We start from the raw sequence: 23,455 nt of genomic DNA on the forward strand, positions 1-23,455 counted from the left end.
TTTATTGGAGTAAAGAGCCTGAAACACACGAAGCAAGGTGTAAGCGAATATTAAATTGATTGAAGATTTACATCCAGATGATGTGATTTTTATGAAGAAGTCTGTTGCTGCTGATTAAACTACTAGATACCGCGAACAAGTCGCGGCACTTAGAAACAATGCCTGGCTTTTTGTATAGCCAAGGACAATTAAGCTTTAAATGGACTGCGTAAAATAATCGTCGAGTCACGTTCTGGACCTGTTGATAATATATCAATAGGAACTTTGAGAAGATTTTCTATTCTATTCAAATAAGCAATGGCATTGGCAGGCAAATCACTGATGTTCGTGATATCGGCCGTAGACTCTTCCCAACCGGGCATTTCTTCATAAACTGGCTCTAAACCTTGAAAATCAGCCGCTGATTGAGGTGGACGAGAAATTAAATTACCGTTTTCGTCCTTATATGCAACAGCGATGCGTAATACCTCTAAATTATCCAGAACATCCAGCTTAGTAATACACAATCCAGTAATACTATTCAATTCAATAGAATGTTTTAATAAAACCGCATCAAACCAGCCACAGCGTCTAGGTCTTCCGGTTACCGCCCCAAACTCCTGGCCACGCTCAGCGATTCGTTTACCTACGTCATCGAAAAGCTCGGTCGGAAATGGACCACCACCAACACGTGTAGTATACGCTTTTGTAATGCCTAAAACATAATCAAGGTATTTAGGACCAAATCCTGCACCATTAATTACTGAGCCCACACACGTGTTTGAAGAAGTAACAAAAGGATAAGTACCATGGTCAATATCAAGATAGACCCCTTGGGCTCCTTCAAATAAAATATTATCCCCATTTTCTCTATGTTCATGCAAACAAGCAGAAACATCACATACCATGGGACGTAATTCCTCAGCCCAATGCAAAGCAGAATCTAATATGGGTTGCATCGCTACAGCAGGCTGTTTGAAATATTGTGTCAAAACAAAATTGTAGTAATCTAAAAGGTCTGCTAATTTTTTTTCGAACCGCTCAGGGTGAAATAAATCACTAACCTTTAGAGCGCGACGAGCTACCTTGTCTTCGTACGCTGGTCCTATACCACGGCCAGTAGTACCAATCGCAGCATTCCCCATATGTGCTTCGCGTGCTTTATCCATAGCCACATGACATGGGAGGATTAAAGGACATGCCATGCTAATCCGTAAGCGAGAACGAACATCAACTCCACTGTTTTCAAGTTCTTTAATTTCACTCAAAAGTGCATCAGGCGCCAGAACCACTCCATTTGCAATGTAACACATTACATTGGGTCGCAGCATACCGGAAGGAATGAGACGTAGAACCGTTTTCACCCCATTAATTTTTAAGGTATGGCCTGCATTATGACCGCCTTGATAACGAACAACAACCTGCGCATCTTGAGTTAATAAATCGACAATTTTACCTTTGCCTTCATCGCCCCACTGCGTTCCTAAAACAACAACGTTTTTACCCATGATCTACTCTTAATTTGCAAAATGCTATTCGCCGCTCTAAATTGAGAACACACTTGGACTCAATTTCAACAAAATTTGTAACTACTCCTCCCCCAGGCTGATTCCACATTGGAGGCATCTTAAATAAAAAACATTCTGAAAATACTCACAAGGTCATTGTGCTTTTTCAGAATGTTTTTATTCAACCTGTACTCATATGTGGATGTTATCCACAATTTTGCTCTAGGATGAATAGTTACCAAAACTCAACATTATAGTTACTTTTTAGCAGGTACACCATCATTTTTTGGTATGGCTTCCTTAAAATAATCGAAAAATGCATTACTTTGATCCAATACCAAAATATCCCTTTTGCTATTAAAACTCCCTTCATATGCAAGTAAGCTACGATATAAAGAGAAAAAATCTTTATTTTTATTGTATGCATCCGCATAGATTGATGCAGCTTGTGCTTGTCCAATTGCTCTTATTTTCTGCGCATTACTGCGAGTCTTCGCCAATAAGACCATAACATTAGCGTCTGCTTTAGCTTTTATTTCCTCAGCAGCTGCTTGACCATCAGCGCGATGCCTATTCGCTATTTTTTGCATATCAGCACGCATGCGTTGATAAATCGCATTGCTGGTATTGGCCGGTAGCTCTATTCCTTTAATGCGGACATCCACCACAATTATGCCTAGCCCGCCAGCTTGTTTTTGAGCCGCTTTACGCAACAATTCCATTAAATCGTCACGACCACCCGAAACTACTTCTGGAATGGTACGTTTACCAAACTGAGCACGTAATAATGTATTTAATTGTTGCTCCAATAATGTTTCCGCTTTAAATTCACTGCCACCGGTTGACTTAAAGTATTGGGCCAAATCAGTAATCTGCCATTTAACATAATAATCAACCATTACATCCTTTTTTTCCTTGGTGACAATACGAGTCGATTTGATATCCATAGTTTGAATACGCGTATCAAAAATGCGTACATTTTCGATAAATGGTATTTTAAAATGCAATCCAGGATTCAATACTTTAACTTTATTAGTCAACTTATCATCGACCAGACGACCTAAACGCAAAAGAATACCTTGCTGTCCTTCGGTGATAGTAAATACGCTGGTCAATAAAAATAACAAGAGTACGAAGATCAAGATGCCAAGGGTTCTAGCAGTAGTTTTCATTGTTAATCTCTCCCTTGTCGATAAACAGGTCTAGTAAACTCACGATCATCGATTAAATTCTCTGTCTCACCGATGTCATCTCGCTCCGTTTTACCATTTTTGGCGGAGACATTTCGAAAACCGGCAGGCTTTTCAAATAATTTATCTAAAGGTAGATACAATAAATTACTGGATTTGCTATCAACAATGATCTTACTGCTCTTGCTTAATACTTTTTGCATTGTCTCTAAATACATACGTTCCGCCGTAATATTAGGGGCCGCGGTATATTGAGGGAGCAAAGCTAAGAACTCAGAAACCTCTCCCTGGGCATTCAATACAACCTGTTTGGAATAAGCTTCGGCTTCTTGCAGGATACGGCTTGCCCTCCCTTCAGCAATCGGTACTACTTTAGCTGCATAGGCATAGGCTTGTTCTTTAAAACGTTTTTCATCTTCTTGTGCTTTAATCGCGTCATCGAACGCATCTTGAACACTCTCAGGTGCACGTGCGGGCTGAGGTGATACGTTCACGATCGAAATACCCGTTTTATAAAGATCCAATGTTTTTGCCAAAGTATCTTGAACTTGATTGCCCCAAACTTCACGACCTTCCGTAATCATTTGATCTAATGTAGTTGTTCCCACTACTTGCCTTAGAGCACTTGAGGTCGCTTGCTGCAAACTTTCTTCGGGATTGGCAACATTAAATAAGTAATCCTCCAGATCACCAATACGGTATTGCACGGCTAAAGACACGGAAACCAAATTTTCATCTCGAGTAAGCATTTGCCCAGAATAGGAATAATCCAACACCCTATCCACATTCATAATGATTTTAGAAGAAATAATTCTTGGTATCCAATGAGGTCCGGACCCCACAGTTTCTACATATTTACCAAAACGAAGAATAACCGCTTGCTCAGCAGGATCAACGATAAAAATGCCAGAAAGTACCCAGAGAATAAACGCAATCGAGACAACGATTAAAGTCACTAGCCCGCTATTTGATTTTTTGGAAGGCTCATTGTTCATTTTAGCAGCTCCTCCGAATAGAATCTTCTTCAATTTGTCATGAACACGTTTAAGAGCTTCATCTAAATCTGGAGGCTGATTTTTACCCTTCCAGGGATCTTTGCCTTTATCTGGCTCATTCCACCCCATGTACTACTCTCCTGGCCAATTCTAAGAAAACTAGAATTCTATGGGGTATATGAAGTTTAAGCAAGTTTTCACGATGGAATTAGCTCAATCTGAATTCTTTATTGTTCAGATACTATGCCTTTTCATGCGACAAAGTCTAATTAAGGTAGTTAATGTATCGCTTTGGTTCTATTACAAAAATCGTTCAAGTTTTTGAGAAACTACTGACATTTTCCTCTAAGATCAATATTCCAAATATCAACTACAATATCATGTTCAGTAATAAAAAATTGATCAAATAAATTAATTGTGGGATCGCAATGAGGGACCACCAGTTCTAAAACGTCACCATATGGGGGTAATTGAGTGCCATTTACAGCGGTAATCTTTCCATGTTCATCACCAAATCCCCCCCAATCATATTCCAAACCCTGATGACTAATAATTTTAGGTTTGTATTGATCGACATAAATGGATTTCGTCCCTGCATCGACGGTAACATGCTCAGTTCTGTTATTGCTGATGACTGTAGTCAAAAGTGTCAGTGCCGGTTTGAATGTATTAAATTGCTCCGGGTTGCTTTGAGAACCAATAGAAGTATATTGAACATCCATAACCGTATAAGAACCCGGTTGAACCTCAGTTACTTCTGTTGCCTCAACATCAATATCATAAGTTCCTGTTCCACTTCCTGTTAATATTGGGCAATTAAGACCATTTTTTCTAAAACGTTTTACAAGGTCACTTGCCATTTGCATTGTTTGCAATGATTTAATTTTGCGTTCATTAAAGGAAGATATATGCTGTAAATTACCTGCATAACATTGAATTCCCATCAAGTTTAACCAAGGAAATTGCTTCATTTCTAACGCAAAATTTAAGGCATATTCTGGTTTAACCCCGGTACGTCCTATTCCTGGATCGACATCCACGAGTACATGAATCATCTTCTTACTGCGTGCACCAGCTTCATTTAAAGCGGCAAGATTTTCCTTATTATCTACAACTATTAAAGTAGAAGGAGCGTGTTCCAAACAGGAGATAAGCCTAGAAATCTTATTGCTCGTGACTATTGGAGACGTGATCAGTACGTTGGATATTCCATTCCGAATAAGAACTTCCGCTTCAGAAATTTTTGCAACACTGACACCTATTGCTCCGTATTCAATTTGTAACTGAGCTAATTTGGAACACTTATGAGTTTTACAATGCGGTCGGACATTAACTTTATTCTCAATAGAATGTGTTCTCATGGTTGCTAAATTGGATTGTAGAATATTTTTATCAATTACTAAGCAAGGGGTATCCAACTCTGTTTTTTTTAAACCTAATGCTGTTTTCAACATTGTATTCCTCATAAAACAACTAATCCGCGCTCAACATCACTCGAATTCCTATATAAACCAATAAACCACCAAACAAACGACTCAAAACAGCTTGAAAATTAGCAAATACCACTCGAACTTTATTAGATTGCAGAAATAAAACTAATAAAGGCCAATAAAAAGCAGACTCAGTAACAAATACTCCAGCGACTAAAGCCTTATCACCCATTGATGCATTAATTGAGACAAATTGGGTAAACAAGCTCAGGAGAAAAACTGCAAGTTTTGGATTTAAAGCATTACACAAAACACCTTCAATATAAGCTTTTGAAATCGTTATATTTTTTATGGAAGCCTGCTCTTGAGATATTGTTGCAGAATGTTTGGATTTTAGACCTTTTAATCCAAGATAAATTAAATAACATGCGCCGATATATTTTATAGTGGTATAAAGGACAATACTTTGAGTGATAATAAATGCCAATCCCAAAATACAATAAGTTGCATGAAAAAGACATCCAGTGACAATACCAAAGGCCGTTGCCAAAGCCTGTCGTTTGGGGTAAAAAAAAGCGTTTTTTGTGACAAGTATAAAATCTGGCCCTGGACTAATCATACCAATAAAACAAATCATCATTAAAAGTAATAAACTAATATTCATAATGACTACACCCCAAAAATATATTAAGACTACGATTAACTACTAATTTTAATTCAATGCATACATGACATCCATTTATTATTTAATTAGAGAGATAGTCTCCTCTAAACTCTTATTGTGGTTCCTATCTCTACAGAGAAAATATGCAACTGTAATTAAAATTGGTTTATTACTTAACTTCAATAGAGCTAAGCCTGTTTTCAACGTCTACAACTGAACTCTCAATTTGTTCATGCATCTCCATTTTCGGCAAGGTCTTAAACATATCATCATAAATAATCTGCGTTCTAGTTCCTTTATGGGTACGAGCATATTCTTTTACGGTCTCCCAATTACATTTTCCCTCAGCAATCATCCAACGCATGGTACTCCAAGGATTGGGAATTTTTTGATTCTCATAAGCTTCGTTATAACGTCGTACAAATTCCGCATAAAGTTTAAATGGAGGCTCATTTTCTTTTAATGGTACTGCCGCGACTGTTGGCAATATAGAGGCTGCTATACTCCCTTCCGGTCGACGGCTGTATTTGCGAGTAACTAACCGCTCTATAACAAAGGCTGCCTCACTTGGCCTACCGAAAAGCTGGCGTAAAGTACTTCCCCAAGAATGATCCACATAAATTATTTTATACAATGCACTGTCATTTAAATGGCATCGGTTCACAAAAGGATCCACTAATTCGGGGCGAGTATCCAGATAGCGATCGATCTCTTTGAGCAACTCACTACGTTTATCGGCTAATAATTGACAGAGTGCTTCACTTCGTGGTGGTTCAGCACCACGACAAAGCAACATTGCAACCCCCCGCAGTAAATCTTTGTTGTGCCGATTATGATTCAACTGCTTACAAAGAGCTTCAATTGCATTCTCACCTGTTTTCTTATCTTCAGAACATTTATTATTTTCCGCCTCAAGCTTCAGTTTTTCTACTGGGGCCTCTTCTAATAAGGCTTCAAGCGCCTTAATCTTGCCTTGCCGTGCAGCCAATTGCAGTGGAGTTTCTTTCATCGTGCCTAAAGGATTTGTCACATCTGCACCGCTTCTTACTAAATTTATTACTCCTGAAGTAAAATCAAGTGCTATGGCTTGATGCAAGGGTTGAGAGGGAATACGACCTTCTGTAAGTCGTGTTGGCGCATTAACATCAGGTTTAGCGACTAAGATTTTTTCCAATAATTGACGGTTTTTAGTAGGCAATGCCAAAGACAAGAGCGTGCGTCCCTCTTCATCACGTTGATTGATATCAAAATTATGAGACTCCAAAAGATGAAGAGCTAACCGCACCTTACCTAAAGCAATTGCTTGGTGCAAAGGCTGGCCAATATTTTTATTCTGAATCTTGCCAAGGACCAGATCAATAAATTCAGTGAGATCAGAAGGTCGCTTCTCATCAACAGAATCTCTTTTTTTTCTCTGGTGTAGTTGAATCAAATAATTCAAAACGGTTACTTGAGCACCTTCTGCCATCCAAAATGGATGCTCAAGATAATTGGTGTCTACTTGCAGCTTTTGCTCAATGAACTCGTTAAATCCTTTCAACCCTGATTTTATAGCTGCATTTATTTCAGTGATAAATTCCATATTACGTCCTTTGTAATGTTCCATCCGGATTCATATTACACATTGGACAATAGAAGATCAAAAGGATAGTTAAAATTTCTACAAATTCATCAATTTTTCAAAAAAAAGCTTTGTGAATTTAAGCAAGGGTCCTCATCCAATTTTAGTAAAAATTAAATCCCAAACCCCATGCCCCAAGCGTTCGCCACGAAGCTCAAATTTTGTAAGTGGGCGCGATAAAGGCCTAGGTGAATATCCTCCTTCTTTTTGAGTATTCTGCAAAGAAGGCTCTGTGGATAAAACATCTAACATATGTTCCGCATAATCTTGCCAATCCGTTGCACAATGGATAAACCCTCCAGGCTTTATTTTTGTTGTTAATAATTGAATAAATTCGTTCTGAATTAAACGTCTTTTATGATGGCGTTTTTTATGCCATGGATCTGGGAAAAAAATTTGTACACCTGCAATTGAATTGTCCAACAATTGTGTGCGAAATACTTCAACAGCATCATGAGCAACGATACGTACATTAGATAATTGAGATTCATGCAAATCAGCAGCCAAACTACCGACGCCAGCCTGATGCACCTCTATTCCTATATAATTAATTTCCGGATTATTTTGAGCCATAGTTAACAATGAGGCACCCATGCCAAAACCTATTTCAACAACTGTATCTGCAACACGGTGAAACTCTTCTGCCAAATTCCATGGACTTCCACCCACAGTAAGCTCATAATTTTTAAACCAAAGATCTAATCCTTGACGTTGCCGATTGCTCACCCTACCAGCCCTTAAGACATAACTTTTTATCTTGCGTTGCATAAATTGCACTCATATTTTGTCAAAGCCTGAATTATATGTTTTTACAAAAATCTTGCAACTAATGCATTTTTTTGATATAAAACCGCTCTTGTATTTCACATCCGGCTATTTGCCCAGAATTTTACAAAGACAAGCAAATTAAAACCTATTTTGGAGTAACACAATGTCTAGAGTATGTCAGGTAACTGGCAAGCGACCCATGACTGGTCATAAAGTGTCGCACGCTAACAACAAAACTAAAAGACGCTTTCTGCCGAATATTCAGAATCATAGTTTCTGGGTTGAAGAAGAAAAACGATTTGTCACATTAAAACTTAGCACCAAAGGTATGCGTATTGTAGACAAGTTAGGTATTAAAGCAGTTCTGGATAAACTCAGAGCTGAAGGCGAAAAAGTATAACTAAGGGGATAAACCATGGCAGCCGTCACTATCAAAGTGAAAATGGAATCCACAGCAGGAACTGGATACTATAAAACTACAACTAAAAACCCAAGAAACCATCCTGAAAAGATGGAGCTTATGATGTACGATCCTAAAGTACGTAAGCATGTTCTTTTTAAAGAGAAAAAAGTAAAATAATGATTTAAGCCCCATAGCTTATGGGGCTTTTATTTATTTTAGGCAACGCCAATTCTCCACCATCATAGCAATTCATTTATTTCAGTATGTTTGCTCAAGCAAACAGTACCTGAGACCCAAGCTTTGTATTTTATTACTGCAACCCAGTTATTAAGTGCCGTTTTTTCATCGGTTATTTTCTAAATTAACGTAGTAGATACTGGATAATCCTTACGAATCGTTTAAACTGATAGTAAATAGCAATGAATACAAAGAGGATTTGCATGAAACCATCATTGCAACTAAGCATTGGCCAGCATTTAACACTAACCCCACAGTTACAACAAGCAATAAGACTGTTACAACTCTCAACATTCGATTTACAGCAAGAAATCCAACTCATTGTTGAATCAAATCCAATGCTTGAAGCCACTCCCAGCGAAGATAAAGAGGGATTTGAAACGGCGGAAGTAAAACAACAAGATAATGATGAGTCATATGACTTTCAATGGTCAGAACTTTACCAAAGCTCAAATAAACGCTCTGCTTTTGAAGAAAATGACTATAATTTTGATAACTTACATTGCACAACGACCAACTTACAAGACCATCTAAGATGGCAACTGGAACTTTCGCCTATGAGTGATGTGGATAGGGCGATCGCAACAGCTATCATTGATGCAGTAAATAGCGATGGCTTTCTAACAATGAGCCTTACGGAGTTGCATACAAGTCTTACCAGCGAGGAACATCCACTGGATTTAGATGAAATAGAAGCAGTACGTCATCGTTTGCAATTATTTGACCCTGTGGGTTGTGCCTCTGTAAATCTCGCAGAAACACTACTTGTGCAGCTAGAACAACTTCCATTGGATGGTGAATATTTAGCTCTAACCAAAAAAATTATTACAGAAAACATCGAGTTGCTAGCCCAGCACAATTATAAGCAATTAATGAAAAATCATCAGATTACTGAAAAAACGGTTGATGAAGTATTAAAGACCATTCAAGGATTAAACCCTAAGCCTGGTAATTTGATTCATGAAGACATTACTGAATACATTATTCCGGACTTAACTGTTAAAAAAGTTAACCATAAATGGAAGGTTCAACTCAACCAAAGCGTGCTTCCTAATTTAAGTATTAATAACCAATATGCCTCTTTGATTCAACGCGCTGATAATAGTGCAGACAATCAGTTCTTGAAAAATAACCTACAAGAAGCACGTTGGTTTTTAAAAAGTATCCAAAGCCGTCAGGAAACGCTCCTTAAAGTAGCCAAATGTATTATGGAATATCAGCAAGGATTTCTCGAATATGGTGAAGAAGCAATGAAACCATTGATTCTCAATGACATTGCTTCTGCTCTGGATATGCATGAATCGACAATCTCTCGTGTCACTACACAAAAATTTATCCATACACCCCGAGGAGTATTTGAACTTAAATACTTTTTCTCAAGCCATGTCAACACAAATGCAGGAGATGAATGCTCCTCTACTGCAATACGTGCTGTGATAAAAAAATTAATTTCCGCGGAGAATAGAAAAAAACCATTAAGTGACAGTAAAATTACCCAATTATTGGAAGAACAGGGTATCAAAGTAGCAAGACGAACCGTAGCAAAATATCGTGAAGCAATGGGAATTGCTCCATCTAATGAACGAAAAATTATTTGTAATTAATTAAGGATCATGATTTCATCATGATTCTATGTAACTCGGAGATTTTTTTATGTTAATTAACATCACTGGACATCATATTGATGTTACTCCCGCCCTCAGAGCATTTACCGAAGAAAAATTCGATAAGCTTGAGCGTCACTTTGATCAAATCAAATCCATTAATGTAGTATTCAATGTAGAAAAACTACGCCAAATTGCTGAAGCAACGGTTCACGTAAACAAAGTTGAACTGCATGCAACTTCAGAATCTGAAGATTTATATGCTGCAATTGATGCTTTAATTGATAAACTGGAACGTCAACTGCTCAAACATAAAGAAAAAAGTCAGAAACACCATGATTAAGAAATAAAGGCCGTTTGCATTTGCTAGCTTGAGCCAAAGTGGACTAATTGAAAAATAAGGACAATTTGGCCAAGCTAGTCAAATGTAATCAGTCCCTAATCGAAGTATGCTTGAGAACAGAGAGGTGTCTCCTTATTCTTCTAGACTCCACTTGACGGCACTCAGCTACACTTATTACTTAATTCGTGGTACATTGTGGGCGCTATGATTAAAACTAAGATTAAAATAATTAATAAGTTGGGCTTACATGCACGCGCTTCGGCAAAATTTGTTTCTACCGCAGCAAAATACCAAAGCCAAATTGATGTAACCAGCAACTCACAAACCGTTAATGGAAAAAGCATTATGGGGGTCATGATGCTTGCAGCCAATAAAGGGAGTGAACTCATTATGGAAATAGAAGGCCCCGATGAAGTACAAATGAATGAGGCCTTAACGCATCTAATTAATAATTATTTTGGCGAAGGTGAGTAAACAGGATTGAAATAATGATCCTTTCTGAAAATCAATCCTAAAAATATTCATTGAATTTTTTTGTAAGTTTATTTTGAATTGCTTTATTTCTCCGAGTTCTTCCTTTGCTTTCTCATTTTTTGCAACGCCAGTAAAGTCATAAGCAAGCCAGATAATGCATAAATGGTAAAACCAACAAATAAAACCAACGAAGGATTTGCTGCAATGGCTACAAACAAAATAATCATCACTAAGACGTAAAGAAATGGAACTTTTCCCTTAAAATCCACTTCTTTAAAACTGTAATAGCGAAAGTTGGACACCATTAAGCCTGAAACAACTAATGATAAAATGGCTGTTAATAGAGAAACAAACATATTCTGCCATTCATTTTGATAGCATAACCAAGCAAAGGAAGCCATCACAGCAGCGGCTGGTGGACAAGGTAATCCCTGGAAGTATCGTTTATCTGCTGTCTCAAGCTGGGTATTAAAACGCGCTAATCGTAAAGCAACAGCGGCTGTATATACGAACGCAACAAGCCAGCCTACTTTTCCCAACTGACTTAAAATTAAATTATATACCAATAATGAAGGCGCAACGCCAAATGTCACCATATCGGATAAACTGTCATATTCAGCACCAAATTCAGTCTGTGTATGAGTTAAGCGAGCAATTCGCCCATCCAAACCATCGGCAATCATACCAATAAATATAGCAATGATAGAGGCTTCAAATTGCCCTTTCATTGATGCAACAAGGGAATAAAATGCTGCAAATAAGCTGGCCGTTGTAAACAAATTAGGCAACAAATAAATACCAGAATGACTATCTTTTTCCATTCTTAATAACCTTCAAAAAAATGCCAAATAGAATATGTTGACATAATAGGGATAAAAATTACTTTTGAAAACCAAATTTAACACAAATTTATTTCTGTAAAAAATGAATAAATTACGGTACAGCATCTAGCATATGATGGTATACTTATCACACTGTATTTATATTGCATAAAAAGCTATGGCTACACCGAAAAATAAGACCATTATTATAGAGGGAATAACTGACCAAGGAAAAACTTTTCGACCCAGCGACTGGGCTGAGCGAATGAGTGGTTCGCTAGCAAGCTTTAAAAACAGCCGCATTCATTATTCACCCCTATTACGACCCAGTGTAAATAGTGAGGGATATCAATGCGTTTTACTTGATCCCAAACTTAAAGAATCAAGTCCTTTGTTGTATCAATCCATTATTGATTTTGCCAAAGCTAACAACCTTAGAATCTGTGGGGAAGAAAGTTAGAAACGATTAATATCCTTGACTGGCTGTGATTGCCATAGTCCAACGAGCCATAGAACTCACTACGTAATTTAGCATGGCGATGGTATTATCGAAATTCATTGCCAATACCCCAGCAATTATAAATACCAAGCCTTTAGGCCCATGCTGGGTCCCTGGTTGACTGGACTGTGCAACCAATACACTCCCACGAACAAACCATAATACCCCTGCTGTTTGAATCAATAAGCCCATAGAACTGAATATATTTAAGGGACTATAGGAAGTATAAGTTAAAATATTACCAACGCCAAAGGTTGTATTGGCCATAACATCTAAGGCAGTAGGTAAATACAGGAGTGCCGCGCCAAATACTAAGTACATCATAGGGGTATACATCTTTTCCTGCGATGATGATTGTGCTCGGTGATCTCCGATTTTTTTAAGTTTGGAAATAGCAGTCCAAAAAAATAAAATGCCCAGTATGTACGCAAGTCCACTGATTAAATGCTGCACCGGGTACAAAGAACGGCTGAAATTGCCTATAATTGTAATCAGATCTGGTGTATTCATAATATAATTATATGCCGTTAAAACTTGTAATGCATAATTTTTTGCTTATATTAACTTTAGTTCAGAGTTATAATCTCTAGTTTTACAGTAAAGTTGATATTCGTCATGCAAATAAATACATTCCCCATCACTTTAAAAGAGTCATTTATGATCTCTCCTAAAGTAAAACACTTCATTTTTAATTGTGAAGTGGCACCCAATTTTAATTATTTACCTGGACAATTTATAACCATTCACTTTGAACATCAAGGAAAATCGTTAAAACGTAGTTATAGTATAGCTAATGCGCCAAAACAAGATAATAAAATTGAAATCGCAGCCGGTTATTTTGAAAATGGACCTGGCACTGAATTCCTTTATAATTTAAAACCTGGAGACACTATTCAGATCAGTGGTCCATATGGGCGCTTAATTATCAAAGAGGATATACCCAATCGATTTATCTTAGTTGCCACCAGTACAGGAGTAACACCCTATCGAGCAATGTTGCAAGAACTAAGTGTACTCATGGAACAACATTCTGAACTCGAAGTAGTAATTCTGCAAGGAGTACAACGACGGGAAGAAATTCTCTACGCCAACGAATTTTATGCGTTTGCTCAAAAATACCCTAAAGTCACATTTAGACCCTATCTAAGCAGACAGGCAACGCATGAGTTGAATGAAAACGAATACAGTGGCTACGTACAACATGCTTTTCCTACATTAAACCTCGACCCTCAGCGTGATGTTATTTATTTATGTGGAAATCCCAGCATGATTGACGAAGCTTTTAACTCGTTAAAAGAACAAGGTTTTGCCATGCAACAAATTATTCGTGAAAAATATATATCTAGATAATAAACAATCAGGAGCAAACACAATATGAATTATGAAGAACTATCTAATACAATGGAGCAAATACTGCAAGAGGGAAAAGGAATATTAGCTGCAGATGAAAGCAATTCAACTATAGGCAAGCGTTTTGTCTCAATTGGTATTGAGAATACCGAAGAAAATCGCAGAGACTATAGGCTACTGCTCGCCACTACATCTGATTTGGAACAATATGTTAACGGGGTTATTTTATTTGAAGAAACTTTTAGCCAAACAGACGAGCATGGAACTCCTATTCCTAAACTATTTGCCGATAAAGGTATTGTTCCTGGCATTAAAGTAGATAAAGGATTAATTGCTTTAGCTAATACTGAAAATGAGCAAGTCACTCAAGGTTTAGATGGATTAGCTGAACGTTTACAACATTTTAAAAAGTTAGGTGCAAAATTCGCTAAATGGCGAAATGTTTATTCAATTTCTGAATTTACCCCCAGTTTAACTGCAGTAAAAACAGGGGCAGAAAATCTGGCTCGTTATGCGGCAGCCTGTCAAGAAGCAGGGATTGTTCCTATCGTTGAGCCTGAAGTACTTATGGATGGCGATCACAGCATTGAACATTGTGCAGAAGTATGTGAAATTGTCCTGCATGAGTTATTCCACGCATTATTTATTCACCAGGTTGAATTAGAACATATTATCTTAAAACCTAGCATGGTAACCTGTGGTAAAGCACATAGCCCTTTCAGTGAGCCTGATGAAATTGCTGATTACACAATCGGCGTATTCCGTAATAATGTACCTGCTTCAGTACCAACAATTAATTTCCTATCTGGTGGACAAACACCACAACAAGCTACAGCAAATTTAAATGCGATTAATAGCATCGACCATCAACCTTGGTTGCTCAGTTTCTCTTTCGGTAGAGCATTACAAGAAGATTGTTTAGCGGCCTGGGGCGGAAATAAAGATAATATTGCTAAAGCACAAGAAGCTTTATTGAAGCGTGCTCGCTTAAATAGCCTTGCATGTGTTGGGGAATACAACAACAAAATGGAATAATCTTTGTAAAAGAACATTGCCAGGATGAAGCAAAGGTAGCTACTTTAGCTTCATCTAGGGCTTAATTACTTCAAAACGTGCATAAAGCGGTAAATGATCAGACAGCATTCGCCAAGGCTTGCCATGTAAACAAGCTACTTCTTGTACTTTCATACCCCTAAAATAGACGCGATCAATGCAAAGCGCTGGTCTAATCGCAGGAAAAGAACGCGCGTGCTGCCCCTCTACCGAAACAAAAGCTTCTTCTATATTTAATTCCTCAGCCAAAGGCTTAGAAATAATAGTACGCCAATCATTGAAATCTCCTGCCATCAACAGAGGTTCGTCTTGTGGAACAACGTCCTTTATACGTTGCATTAAAGCATTACATTGTACCATTCGCTCCGCCTTAAAAAGGCCTAAGTGCACACATAACAAATGAATAGTAACGTTATCCAGTTTTAGTTGAGCGTGTAATATTCCCCTCGAAGCCCTGCGAATGTTTGCAAGATTAATATTTTCAAATCGTTCAAAAGCATATTTACTTAAAATTGCATTTCCATGATGTCCTGATTCATATACGGCATTTTTGGCATAAAGATAGTGAGGCCATATATTTTCAGCAATATACTCAAATTGTGGCGAGTCAGGCCAAGAATTAATTCGCTTTTGTCGTTTTATATGTTCACCTTGAACTTCTTGCAAGAAAACAAAATCAGGTTGTAAGCTTGTAATGGCGTCACGCATTTTAGGAAGCAAAAAACGTACAGCCCCTACACCAAACCCTTTATGGATATTGTAAGTAATTAATGAAACGCTTTGTGTTTCTTGTTGCATAGTTAACTCTGTTCAAGTTCCTGGATTAAGCATAACATTAAATGGATAAAAAAAATTGTACTCCATACGTCTTAAATCACATGCAACAGTTGTTTGTGGCAAGTGATTGTAATATGTAAAACGACGCGGTAAAAAATTCTTATTCATCTATAATGGATTATAGCTCTCCTATTTGCAGTAGAGATATAATCATTGCTTATAATAATCAAAAAATATTAAATAAAATGAACACATTAAATCTTACAATTCCAGGTTTTTCTATAGCCTGCAGGACCTGGGGAAGCCCAGATAAGCCAACCATCCTAGCTCTACATGGTTGGTTAGATAATGCAAACAGTTTTGCTCCCCTTGCCTCCTATTTAGCTAATGATTTTCACTTTATTGCAGTAGATTTACCTGGACATGGTTATTCGTCACATCTTCCTGAAGGATGTCACTATCATTTTTTTGATGGCATTTTTGTGGTTATTGAACTAATTAATGCGCTAAAACTTGATAAGCTCCATCTGTTAGGACACTCAATGGGGGCTTGTCTCGCAAGTCTGGTTGGCGGTGTAATCCCCGAACGATTTTTATCACTAAGCCTCATTGAGGGTTTAGGACCATTTTCTCATCCTGCAGAGACGGCATGTCAGCAATTAAGAGACTATTCCTATTTTCTTACTCAAAAAAGCAAAAAATCTAAAGGATATGACAGTTTAAATAGTGCCGCTCTTGCACGTGCCTTTAAAGGATATGTTTCTTTAGAGATTGCAAAAATTCTTTGTGAACGAAGTTTAATAGAAAAAAAAGGTAAATTTTATTGGCGACACGATCAACGTTTATTGGTACGTTCCCCTTTGCGTATGACAGAACCCCAAATCCTTTCTTGTTTACAAGAAATTACTGCAAAAACCTATTTAGTGTTATCGAGCAGAGGATTTTCTTTTGATACTGAAATCATCAATAATAGAATTAAAGCGGTAAAAAATCTTACACTAAAAAAAATGGATGGCGGGCATCATATTCATATGGAACAGCCAGAAGTTATAAGCAAACTTCTGGCTGATTTTATTACCAAGCGGATTAATTAGCGCAATCACTCATATTAGTGGTGATTTTAACTTCATTTAATGACTTTTTAACATCACAAAGAGCAGTTGAAGGATATCTCTCATGATTTGGATCAGCAGCTACCAGATCAGAGATTGCGCTTACTATGCCCTCACCACCTTCATCAAAGTTTGAATAAGGGGTCCAGTAATCCATGTTGGCTTTAACCATAACATCAAAGGCTAATCGGGTATTCCAATTAGGTTGATTGGCTAATATGTAGAATAAATGGTTGTATACCCCACTGGAGTAATGAACATCCAAACCACCATAATATTCATCAGCAGTGTCAATCGACTCACCATCACGACTTGGTTTATCCATATAACGCAATGCATCCCAGCCGCTGTCTTCTTTCATGATTTCGCCGCCAATTTGCCAAGTGCTTTTATTTACAGAATAATACTCGGCTGCTTGGGCTGCCATGTCAGAAAACGCCTCATTCATGCCGCCTGATTGCCCATAATATTCAAGGTTAGAATGTTGTTCTGTAAAACCATGGCTGATTTCATGTGCACCTACTCCCAGAGACACCAAAGGATACATCATGGTATCACCATCACCAAAGGTCATCTGTTGGCCATCCCAATATGCATTCTCATAGCCTTCGCCATAGTGAACTCGCATCACTAATTGCATTGGAGAACCATCAGAATTACTCAGCGCATTCGCGTTATACCATTCTTTATACATATGGTTAATCACATGACCGGCATACAATGCATCATTCGTTGGAGAAGCGGCTCCGTTTTGTTTGTCGTAACCATCTCCTCTATAACCAGTGAGGTAAATATTAGAGTCATTGGTTGGACAATTGAATTTCATTGCTCTACGTTTTGAACTGTATCGGTGATCCATGTCAATTACTTTGACATCGGTATTCTCCATAAAGCAGGATTCAGTACCTGAATCACGAGTTAGATCTAAATAAGGTAAGTCAGCACCATATCGGTAGAAACCTGTTTTATTATTTCCACCAAAACCTGCTCCATTAACCGCACTTTTGCCAGTTTTGATATCATTCCATTGGACAAAAGGTTTGTTAGTTTCTGCATCAATTATTGCAGTTGGGCGCTCTGGAATTTGATCTTTATGAACAACAAGAACACTCACTTTATAAGCCCAATGTGCTTTATGCTGAGCATCTATATAAACCATAGGAGTGACTTTTTCCTCACTCACATCTTTACCTGCATACTTCGCTTTAAACTGTTGTAGCGCTGAATCCGCATTTTTTACAAAAGAAGCATCAGGTTGTCCTAATTCGGATTGTAGGCCTTGATAAATAACGCCATTCATTGCCACGTTGGACTGTGCTTTAGTTAATGATTGCGCTGTATACATGCTATGCATAATTGCATAACCACCATAAACAGGAAATCCTACATATTGTTGTTGCATACGAACATGAGTTACTTTATTACTGTCAGTATGTTCGCTTACAAAACCTAAACTGTCTTTAGCAACCGCGACACCTTGTGTCGTCAAAGCAAATTTTTGCTTTACTTGCTCAAGAGACGCCTTCTGTAAAGGCATAGGCTCTGCGGCTCTCGCAGAGGATGCTATCCCTAAAGCCAGAGCAACAGCTAAGGGAGATAAATAGTAATTATGATGCATGGAAACCCACTCCTTCTTTGCAACTTAATCTAAATTGAAAGCAACTCATCTCCTGCCAAACCAATAATCCTTAAAATCAAGTCATAAAAAACCTGATTGGTTTCAACAGTGAGTTACACCTTTGAACACAACCAATAACTCTAAAAACTTATCCAAGCTAGCATAGTTTTAGAATTTTTGAAATTATTATTTGATGCTTCGCGACATACCTATATGAAAATACTGGTGTGATGAAAAAAATCTTATCGCCAAAGAATTCCTAAAATGGTGTGGTTTTCAAGAACGTGAATTTATTTTATTGAGTTATTGTTTCTTGATAATACCATGCAGCCAAAGCACTTATACCAAGAACAAGTAATATTGCAGCTAAAGAAAATTGACCTTGTATCTTGGTTATTGCAATAATACCACTGGTCAATGCAGAAGTTAAATCCTGCATGCTGACATACAAAGCAGCTACAGTTCCTGCAATTTGTGGAAATGGATGAAAAACTCCAGCAAACGCATTAATGAAAGTAAAACCTGCCCCCATACTAAACAAAGCAATAGGAATCATGATTGTCAGCACATTCATTATTCCTGCAAGAGCAAAGCTAAGCATGATCCCGCCCCCACTAATCATCAACAAGATACCAATGAACAACATGTAGGAAACACCTTTAGACATAACCAATTGGCTATTAATTAGTCCGCTAAGACAAATAGCACCCGCAATAAAAATTGAAAGTTGCCCGTATTCCAAAGGACTTAGTCCTAATCCATTTTGAAATAAAAAAGGAGCTATAGTCAGGTAAGCAACCAAACCCGAACATGCAAAACACGCACATAAGGTATAACCTAAAAAAACTTTAGATTTTAATAAAGCATAATAATTTTGCTGTATCACCCTTATCTTCGTTGCATTAGGATTAAGATTTTTATTGGTTTCCGGCAGAACCAGAAGAATAAAAAACCAAAAACCCAAACCAACAACAAGGATAAATAAAAAATTGGCCCTCCATCCAAAATGTTCCTGAATAAATCCACCCCAAATTGGGGAAGCAACTAAAAGAAGCGTACTTGCCACGCCAACATAGGAACCAATTTTCGACAAATACCGGTCATTAAAAAGATCGCGTATTAAAGAGCGCCCCACTGAACTGCACGCGCCAATGCCAAATCCTTGTAAGAAGCGACCTAAGGTTAACACCCAGACAGAAGGTGCCAATAAACAACAAAGGCATCCTATAATACTTATACCAATACCATAAATTAGAGGGCGTCTACGCCCAACTTTATCGGACCAAGGTCCAAAAAATATATGAGAAATTCCCAATCCAAACATAAAAAGAAATATGGTGAATTGAATGGATGATTCGTTACTATTAAGGGATTTAGTAATGGCTGGTAATGACGGAACATATTGGTCAATGGAAATTTGCACCAATATCATCATCATAAAAATCACAAAATATATTACAGGTCTTACTTTTTGTACCTTCTGTTGTTGGTCGAGCGTTGCTTGCATCAAAAATTCCTTTCTCCAGAAGGATTGAATAAAATCCCATTTTAATCCTTAAAATAATTCAATCCTTACCTAATCTAATAGTCTAGGTTACTGTATGAAAGTGAGCAAATTTTTACCCAGATATCAGGGGCACACAAAAAATATAAAAAAAGTGGGGATCATGTGGATATCTTCGGAGATATATGGACAATTTCAGGAAGATCAGGCAAAATCTGCAAAAATCGCTCGATACTAACTAAAATATGAAAAAAATTCTGGTTTTACATGGACCAAATTTAAACCTCTTGGGAACTCGAGAACCTTCAATTTATGGAGCTACGACGTTAGATCATATCAATACTCGTTTAATCAAAGAAGCAACAAAAGCAGGATTTGCATTAAAATGTCATCAAAGTAATTCTGAAGCAGATTTAATTCAAGTAATTCACCAAGCAAGTATCGACAAAATAGATTATATAATTTTTAATCCCGCTGGATTTACCCATACCAGCGTCGCTTTGAGGGATGCCTTATGTGCTGTTGCAATCCCCTTTATTGAAGTACACATCAGTAACATTTATTCCCGCGAACCTTTTCGCCACCATTCCTATTTCTCTGATATAGCGAAAGGTACTATCAGTGGATTGGGTGCGCAAGGATATTCATTAGCATTAACATCAATTATTGAAAGAGAATCAAATAATGGACATTCGTAAAATAAGAAAATTAATTGAATTGCTGGAAGAAACTGGCATTTCTGAAATTGAAATTAAAGAAGGTGAAGAGTCGCTGAGACTAAGTCGGCATAGCAGCGCACCGGCGGTAGAACATCCCCAGGTCCACTATGTTACATCACCTGCCCCACGTCAGGAATCACATCCTGCTGTAAATAATGTACCTGCTTCTGTAATACCTTCACACCATGAAAGTAAACCTGTACCTACAGCCTCAGGACACAAAATTCGTTCGCCTATGGTTGGTACAATGTATACATCTCCATCACCAGAAAGTCCTGCCTTTGTGACTCTTGGCCAATCAGTCAAAGCAGGTGATGTTTTATGTATTGTTGAAGCAATGAAAATGTTTAATGAAATTGAAGCGGATCGCGCCGGTAAAATTGTAGAAATACTCGTCGCTAATGGTGAACCTGTTGAATACGATCAGGTCCTGTTTGTCATAGAATAGAGGTGCATCAATGCTCAGTAAAATTGTTATTGCCAACAGAGGTGAAATTGCTCTTCGCATTTTGCGTGCGTGTAAAGAACTTGGCATTCAGACTGTAGCCGTACATTCAGATGTAGATAAAGATTTATTGCATGTCCGTCTCGCGGATGAAACCGTATGCATAGGCCCTGCTCCAGCACAAAAAAGTTATCTCAACATTCCAGCAATCATTTCTGCTGCTGAAATTACTGATGCTGTAGCAATTCATCCTGGTTATGGATTTCTTTCTGAAAATGCTGATTTCGCAGAAGTAGTAGAACAGAGTGGATTTCGTTTTATCGGTCCGCGAGGTGATACCATTCGCCTCATGGGAGACAAAGTGTCTGCGATTAACGCCATGAAAGCTGCCGGGGTCCCCTGTGTGCCTGGATCGGACGGTCCATTATCTGATGATGATCAACTAAATCTAGAAATTGCTCGAAAAATTGGTTATCCCGTGATCATTAAAGCAGCGGGAGGGGGCGGTGGGCGCGGTATGCGTGTTGTGCATAGTGAAGCGAATCTACTTAATTCTATAGCCCTTACCCGTAGCGAAGCCAAAGCTGCATTTAATAATCCCGTTGTTTACATGGAAAAATTCCTGGAAAATCCACGCCATATTGAATTCCAAGTGCTTGGAGATGGTAAAGGTAAAGCCATACATCTAGGTGAGCGTGATTGCTCGATGCAAAGACGCCATCAAAAAGTAGTAGAGGAAGCACCTGCTCCCGGAATAAGTGTTGAACTGAGAACTAAAATTGGCGCTTCTGTAGTCAAAGCGTGTCAAGACTTGCAATATCGAGGTGCGGGAACATTTGAATTCCTATATCAAGATGGATGTTTTTATTTTATTGAAATGAATACCCGAATTCAGGTTGAGCATCCAGTAACTGAAATGATCACGGGAGTTGATTTGATTAAAGAACAAATCAAAATTGCAAGTGATATACCAATGACGCTCACCCAGGAAGACATAAAAATACATGGTCATTCTATTGAATGCCGAATTAATGCGGAAGATGCAAGAACCTTTATGCCTTCGCCAGGAACAATAAAATTATTACATCAACCAGGAGGACCTGGTATTCGCTTTGATTCTCATATTTACAGTAGCTATACCGTTCCGCCTAATTATGACTCCATGATAGGCAAGCTGATTAGTTACGGCGAAACTCGTGCGGAAGCCATTGCAAGAATGCGAAATGCGCTGGATGAAATCATCATTGATGGTATAAAAACCAATATTGAACTACATCAACGTATTTTCCATGATCAATCTTTTATAGCAGGTGGTACTAATATTCACTATCTGGAAAAAATGCTGAAGGATTAATGCTGTGTGGTTTCAATTAAAAATAGAACATTGTCCAAGCCAAGAAATAGAACTGCTTAGCGAGGAGTTAGAAGAATTCGGTGCGTTGTCCATTATGCTCACCGATAAAAATGACAATCCTGTTCTTGAGCCTGAACCCGGAACAACGCCATTATGGCCTGAAGTTGTTATTCAGGCTTTATTTGCGGAAGTGTTCCAAGCGCAATACACCCGAGAGCACTTGCTGCACACTTATCCCAAACTTACCTGTGCTCTAGAAGTTCTTGAGGACAAGGATTGGGAAAGGGCTTGGATGGATGATTTCAAACCACAACGTTTTGGTCAACGCCTATGGATCTGCCCTACTTGGTCTACTCCACCAGAATCCGATGCAGTTAACCTAATGTTAGACCCTGGTTTGGCATTTGGTACCGGAACGCACCCTACGACTGCTTTATGTTTAACCTGGCTGGAGCAGGCTGATTTAAAAAATAAATCAGTTATTGATTACGGTTGTGGATCAGGAATACTTTCTTTGGCCGCTTTAAAGTTAGGCGCGGCAAAAGTGCATGCAGTCGATATCGATCAACAAGCCCTGCAAGCGACTCAAAACAATGCATTAGCAAACCAAATTGATGAACAAAAGTTGTTTATTAGCAAGCCCGATATATTAGACGAGCCTGTAGATTTGATTATTGCAAACATATTGTTGGCACCATTAATTACCCTGAAAGAGCGATTTCAACAATTGCTAAGCCCTCAAGGGATGCTTATTGTATCAGGAATATTAGAAGAACAAGCGCTTAAACTCATTGAAACGTATGCTTCAATATTTACTCCGATTCATCAGGAAAATCTTAATGGATGGTCATTATTGGCTTTTACCCATAAAGCAGATTAACTTGTCGAACTCGTTGTTTGGTAGTGCAAGAATAAAACCTGAGATAATACTCTAAATTTTCCAGGTTCCGCAGCACCTCACTCAGGCTACACTTAGTTAAGGAAATT

The 23,455-nt window shown here is 38.1% G+C and carries 25 protein-coding genes; 13 read left to right on the top strand and 12 right to left on the bottom strand.

What is annotated here, in order from left to right; all coding sequences use genetic code 11:
• Nucleotides 1-188: 188 nt before the first annotated feature.
• From ACWTEW_RS17035 to trmB, 7 genes are all read right to left on the bottom strand, one after another.
• Nucleotides 189-1,487, bottom strand: a complete 1,299-nt coding sequence (locus tag ACWTEW_RS17035) for an adenylosuccinate synthase (RefSeq protein WP_454782858.1) — start codon at nt 1,485-1,487, stop codon at nt 189-191.
• Nucleotides 1,488-1,744: 257 nt separating this feature from the next.
• Nucleotides 1,745-2,659 carry a protease modulator HflC gene (gene hflC / locus ACWTEW_RS17040; RefSeq protein ID WP_454782859.1) on the bottom strand — a complete coding sequence of 305 codons (915 nt, stop codon included), beginning with the start codon at nt 2,657-2,659 and terminating at the stop codon, nt 1,745-1,747.
• Nucleotides 2,660-2,661: 2 nt separating this feature from the next.
• The gene (gene hflK, locus ACWTEW_RS17045; protein ID WP_454782860.1) at nt 2,662-3,801 is read right to left on the bottom strand and encodes an FtsH protease activity modulator HflK; all 1,140 of its coding nucleotides are present in this window, start codon (nt 3,799-3,801) and stop codon (nt 2,662-2,664) included.
• A gap of 200 nt (nt 3,802-4,001) precedes the next feature.
• Nucleotides 4,002-5,126: a DSD1 family PLP-dependent enzyme gene (locus ACWTEW_RS17050; RefSeq protein WP_454782861.1), complete on the bottom strand. Its 1,125-nt coding sequence runs from the start codon at nt 5,124-5,126 to the stop codon at nt 4,002-4,004.
• Between the two features lie 19 nt (nt 5,127-5,145).
• Nucleotides 5,146-5,766, bottom strand: a complete 621-nt coding sequence (locus ACWTEW_RS17055) for a LysE family translocator (RefSeq protein WP_454782862.1) — start codon at nt 5,764-5,766, stop codon at nt 5,146-5,148.
• 169 nt (nt 5,767-5,935) lie between these two features.
• A complete protein-coding gene (gene ankC, locus ACWTEW_RS17060; protein WP_454782863.1) occupies nt 5,936-7,348 on the bottom strand; it encodes a Dot/Icm T4SS effector AnkC/LegA12 in 1,413 nt (470 codons plus the stop codon).
• A 132-nt stretch (nt 7,349-7,480) separates the two neighbouring features.
• A complete protein-coding gene (trmB, locus tag ACWTEW_RS17065; RefSeq protein ID WP_454782864.1) occupies nt 7,481-8,155 on the bottom strand; it encodes a tRNA (guanosine(46)-N7)-methyltransferase TrmB in 675 nt (224 codons plus the stop codon).
• 163 nt (nt 8,156-8,318) lie between these two features.
• Between trmB and rpmB the strand changes: the two genes are divergently transcribed.
• The 5 genes from rpmB to ACWTEW_RS17090 all read left to right on the top strand — a co-directional run bounded on the left by rpmB (nt 8,319) and on the right by ACWTEW_RS17090 (nt 11,216).
• Nucleotides 8,319-8,555, top strand: coding sequence for a 50S ribosomal protein L28 (rpmB, locus tag ACWTEW_RS17070; RefSeq protein ID WP_182391467.1), 237 nt, complete (start codon nt 8,319-8,321; stop codon nt 8,553-8,555).
• 15 nt (nt 8,556-8,570) lie between these two features.
• Complete coding sequence (gene rpmG / locus ACWTEW_RS17075) at nt 8,571-8,735, top strand: 50S ribosomal protein L33 (protein WP_003635328.1); 165 nt, start codon at nt 8,571-8,573, stop codon at nt 8,733-8,735.
• Nucleotides 8,736-8,998: 263 nt separating this feature from the next.
• On the top strand, nt 8,999-10,399 hold the full coding sequence (locus tag ACWTEW_RS17080; protein ID WP_454782865.1) for an RNA polymerase factor sigma-54: 1,401 nt from the start codon (nt 8,999-9,001) through the stop codon (nt 10,397-10,399).
• Nucleotides 10,400-10,448: 49 nt separating this feature from the next.
• Nucleotides 10,449-10,742, top strand: a complete 294-nt coding sequence (hpf, locus tag ACWTEW_RS17085; protein ID WP_454782866.1) for a ribosome hibernation promoting factor — start codon at nt 10,449-10,451, stop codon at nt 10,740-10,742.
• 204 nt (nt 10,743-10,946) lie between these two features.
• The gene (locus ACWTEW_RS17090) at nt 10,947-11,216 is read left to right on the top strand and encodes an HPr family phosphocarrier protein (protein ID WP_454782867.1); all 270 of its coding nucleotides are present in this window, start codon (nt 10,947-10,949) and stop codon (nt 11,214-11,216) included.
• 83 nt (nt 11,217-11,299) lie between these two features.
• Here ACWTEW_RS17090 and pssA read toward each other — a convergent pair whose 3' ends face one another.
• Nucleotides 11,300-12,037, bottom strand: coding sequence for a CDP-diacylglycerol--serine O-phosphatidyltransferase (gene pssA / locus ACWTEW_RS17095; protein ID WP_454782868.1), 738 nt, complete (start codon nt 12,035-12,037; stop codon nt 11,300-11,302).
• 178 nt (nt 12,038-12,215) lie between these two features.
• On the opposite strand from pssA, the gene ACWTEW_RS17100 reads away from it, so the two are divergent.
• A complete protein-coding gene (locus tag ACWTEW_RS17100) occupies nt 12,216-12,497 on the top strand; it encodes a DUF3579 domain-containing protein (protein ID WP_058466581.1) in 282 nt (93 codons plus the stop codon).
• Between the two features lie 6 nt (nt 12,498-12,503).
• Here the strand turns inward: ACWTEW_RS17100 and ACWTEW_RS17105 are convergent, their stop codons facing one another.
• On the bottom strand, nt 12,504-13,046 hold the full coding sequence (locus ACWTEW_RS17105) for a type IV secretion protein IcmC (RefSeq protein WP_454782869.1): 543 nt from the start codon (nt 13,044-13,046) through the stop codon (nt 12,504-12,506).
• A 105-nt stretch (nt 13,047-13,151) separates the two neighbouring features.
• On the opposite strand from ACWTEW_RS17105, the gene ACWTEW_RS17110 reads away from it, so the two are divergent.
• Both ACWTEW_RS17110 and ACWTEW_RS17115 read left to right on the top strand, forming a co-directional pair.
• The gene (locus tag ACWTEW_RS17110) at nt 13,152-13,886 is read left to right on the top strand and encodes a ferredoxin--NADP reductase (RefSeq protein WP_454782870.1); all 735 of its coding nucleotides are present in this window, start codon (nt 13,152-13,154) and stop codon (nt 13,884-13,886) included.
• Nucleotides 13,887-13,910: 24 nt separating this feature from the next.
• A complete protein-coding gene (locus tag ACWTEW_RS17115; RefSeq protein WP_454782871.1) occupies nt 13,911-14,921 on the top strand; it encodes a class I fructose-bisphosphate aldolase in 1,011 nt (336 codons plus the stop codon).
• 54 nt (nt 14,922-14,975) lie between these two features.
• On the opposite strand, the gene ACWTEW_RS17120 is transcribed toward ACWTEW_RS17115, so the two are convergent.
• Nucleotides 14,976-15,737, bottom strand: a complete 762-nt coding sequence (locus ACWTEW_RS17120; RefSeq protein WP_454782872.1) for an endonuclease/exonuclease/phosphatase family protein — start codon at nt 15,735-15,737, stop codon at nt 14,976-14,978.
• Between the two features lie 224 nt (nt 15,738-15,961).
• Between ACWTEW_RS17120 and ACWTEW_RS17125 the strand changes: the two genes are divergently transcribed.
• Nucleotides 15,962-16,810, top strand: coding sequence for an alpha/beta fold hydrolase (locus tag ACWTEW_RS17125; RefSeq protein ID WP_454782873.1), 849 nt, complete (start codon nt 15,962-15,964; stop codon nt 16,808-16,810).
• On the opposite strand, the gene proA is transcribed toward ACWTEW_RS17125, so the two are convergent.
• Nucleotides 16,803-18,446, bottom strand: a complete 1,644-nt coding sequence (gene proA, locus ACWTEW_RS17130) for a zinc metalloprotease ProA (protein ID WP_454782874.1) — start codon at nt 18,444-18,446, stop codon at nt 16,803-16,805. The two genes, ACWTEW_RS17125 and proA, sit on opposite strands and share 8 nt — an antisense overlap.
• A 295-nt stretch (nt 18,447-18,741) precedes the next feature.
• Nucleotides 18,742-19,953 (bottom strand): multidrug effflux MFS transporter, encoded by a 1,212-nt coding sequence (locus ACWTEW_RS17135; RefSeq protein WP_454782875.1) that lies wholly within the window; start codon nt 19,951-19,953, stop codon nt 18,742-18,744.
• 242 nt (nt 19,954-20,195) lie between these two features.
• Between ACWTEW_RS17135 and aroQ the strand changes: the two genes are divergently transcribed.
• Genes aroQ through prmA form a run of 4 tightly spaced genes read left to right on the top strand, consistent with a single transcriptional unit; the run spans nt 20,196 to nt 23,348 of the window.
• The gene (gene aroQ / locus ACWTEW_RS17140) at nt 20,196-20,648 is read left to right on the top strand and encodes a type II 3-dehydroquinate dehydratase (RefSeq protein WP_454782876.1); all 453 of its coding nucleotides are present in this window, start codon (nt 20,196-20,198) and stop codon (nt 20,646-20,648) included.
• A complete protein-coding gene (accB, locus tag ACWTEW_RS17145; RefSeq protein ID WP_454782877.1) occupies nt 20,635-21,117 on the top strand; it encodes an acetyl-CoA carboxylase biotin carboxyl carrier protein in 483 nt (160 codons plus the stop codon). The genes aroQ and accB overlap by 14 nt, the downstream gene beginning before the upstream one ends.
• Before the next feature lie 10 nt (nt 21,118-21,127).
• Nucleotides 21,128-22,468: an acetyl-CoA carboxylase biotin carboxylase subunit gene (gene accC / locus ACWTEW_RS17150; protein WP_454782878.1), complete on the top strand. Its 1,341-nt coding sequence runs from the start codon at nt 21,128-21,130 to the stop codon at nt 22,466-22,468.
• 4 nt (nt 22,469-22,472) lie between these two features.
• Nucleotides 22,473-23,348, top strand: a complete 876-nt coding sequence (gene prmA / locus ACWTEW_RS17155; RefSeq protein ID WP_454782879.1) for a 50S ribosomal protein L11 methyltransferase — start codon at nt 22,473-22,475, stop codon at nt 23,346-23,348.
• Nucleotides 23,349-23,455: the final 107 nt, after the last annotated feature.

It is taken from the genome of Legionella stuttgartensis (assembly GCF_977063405.2).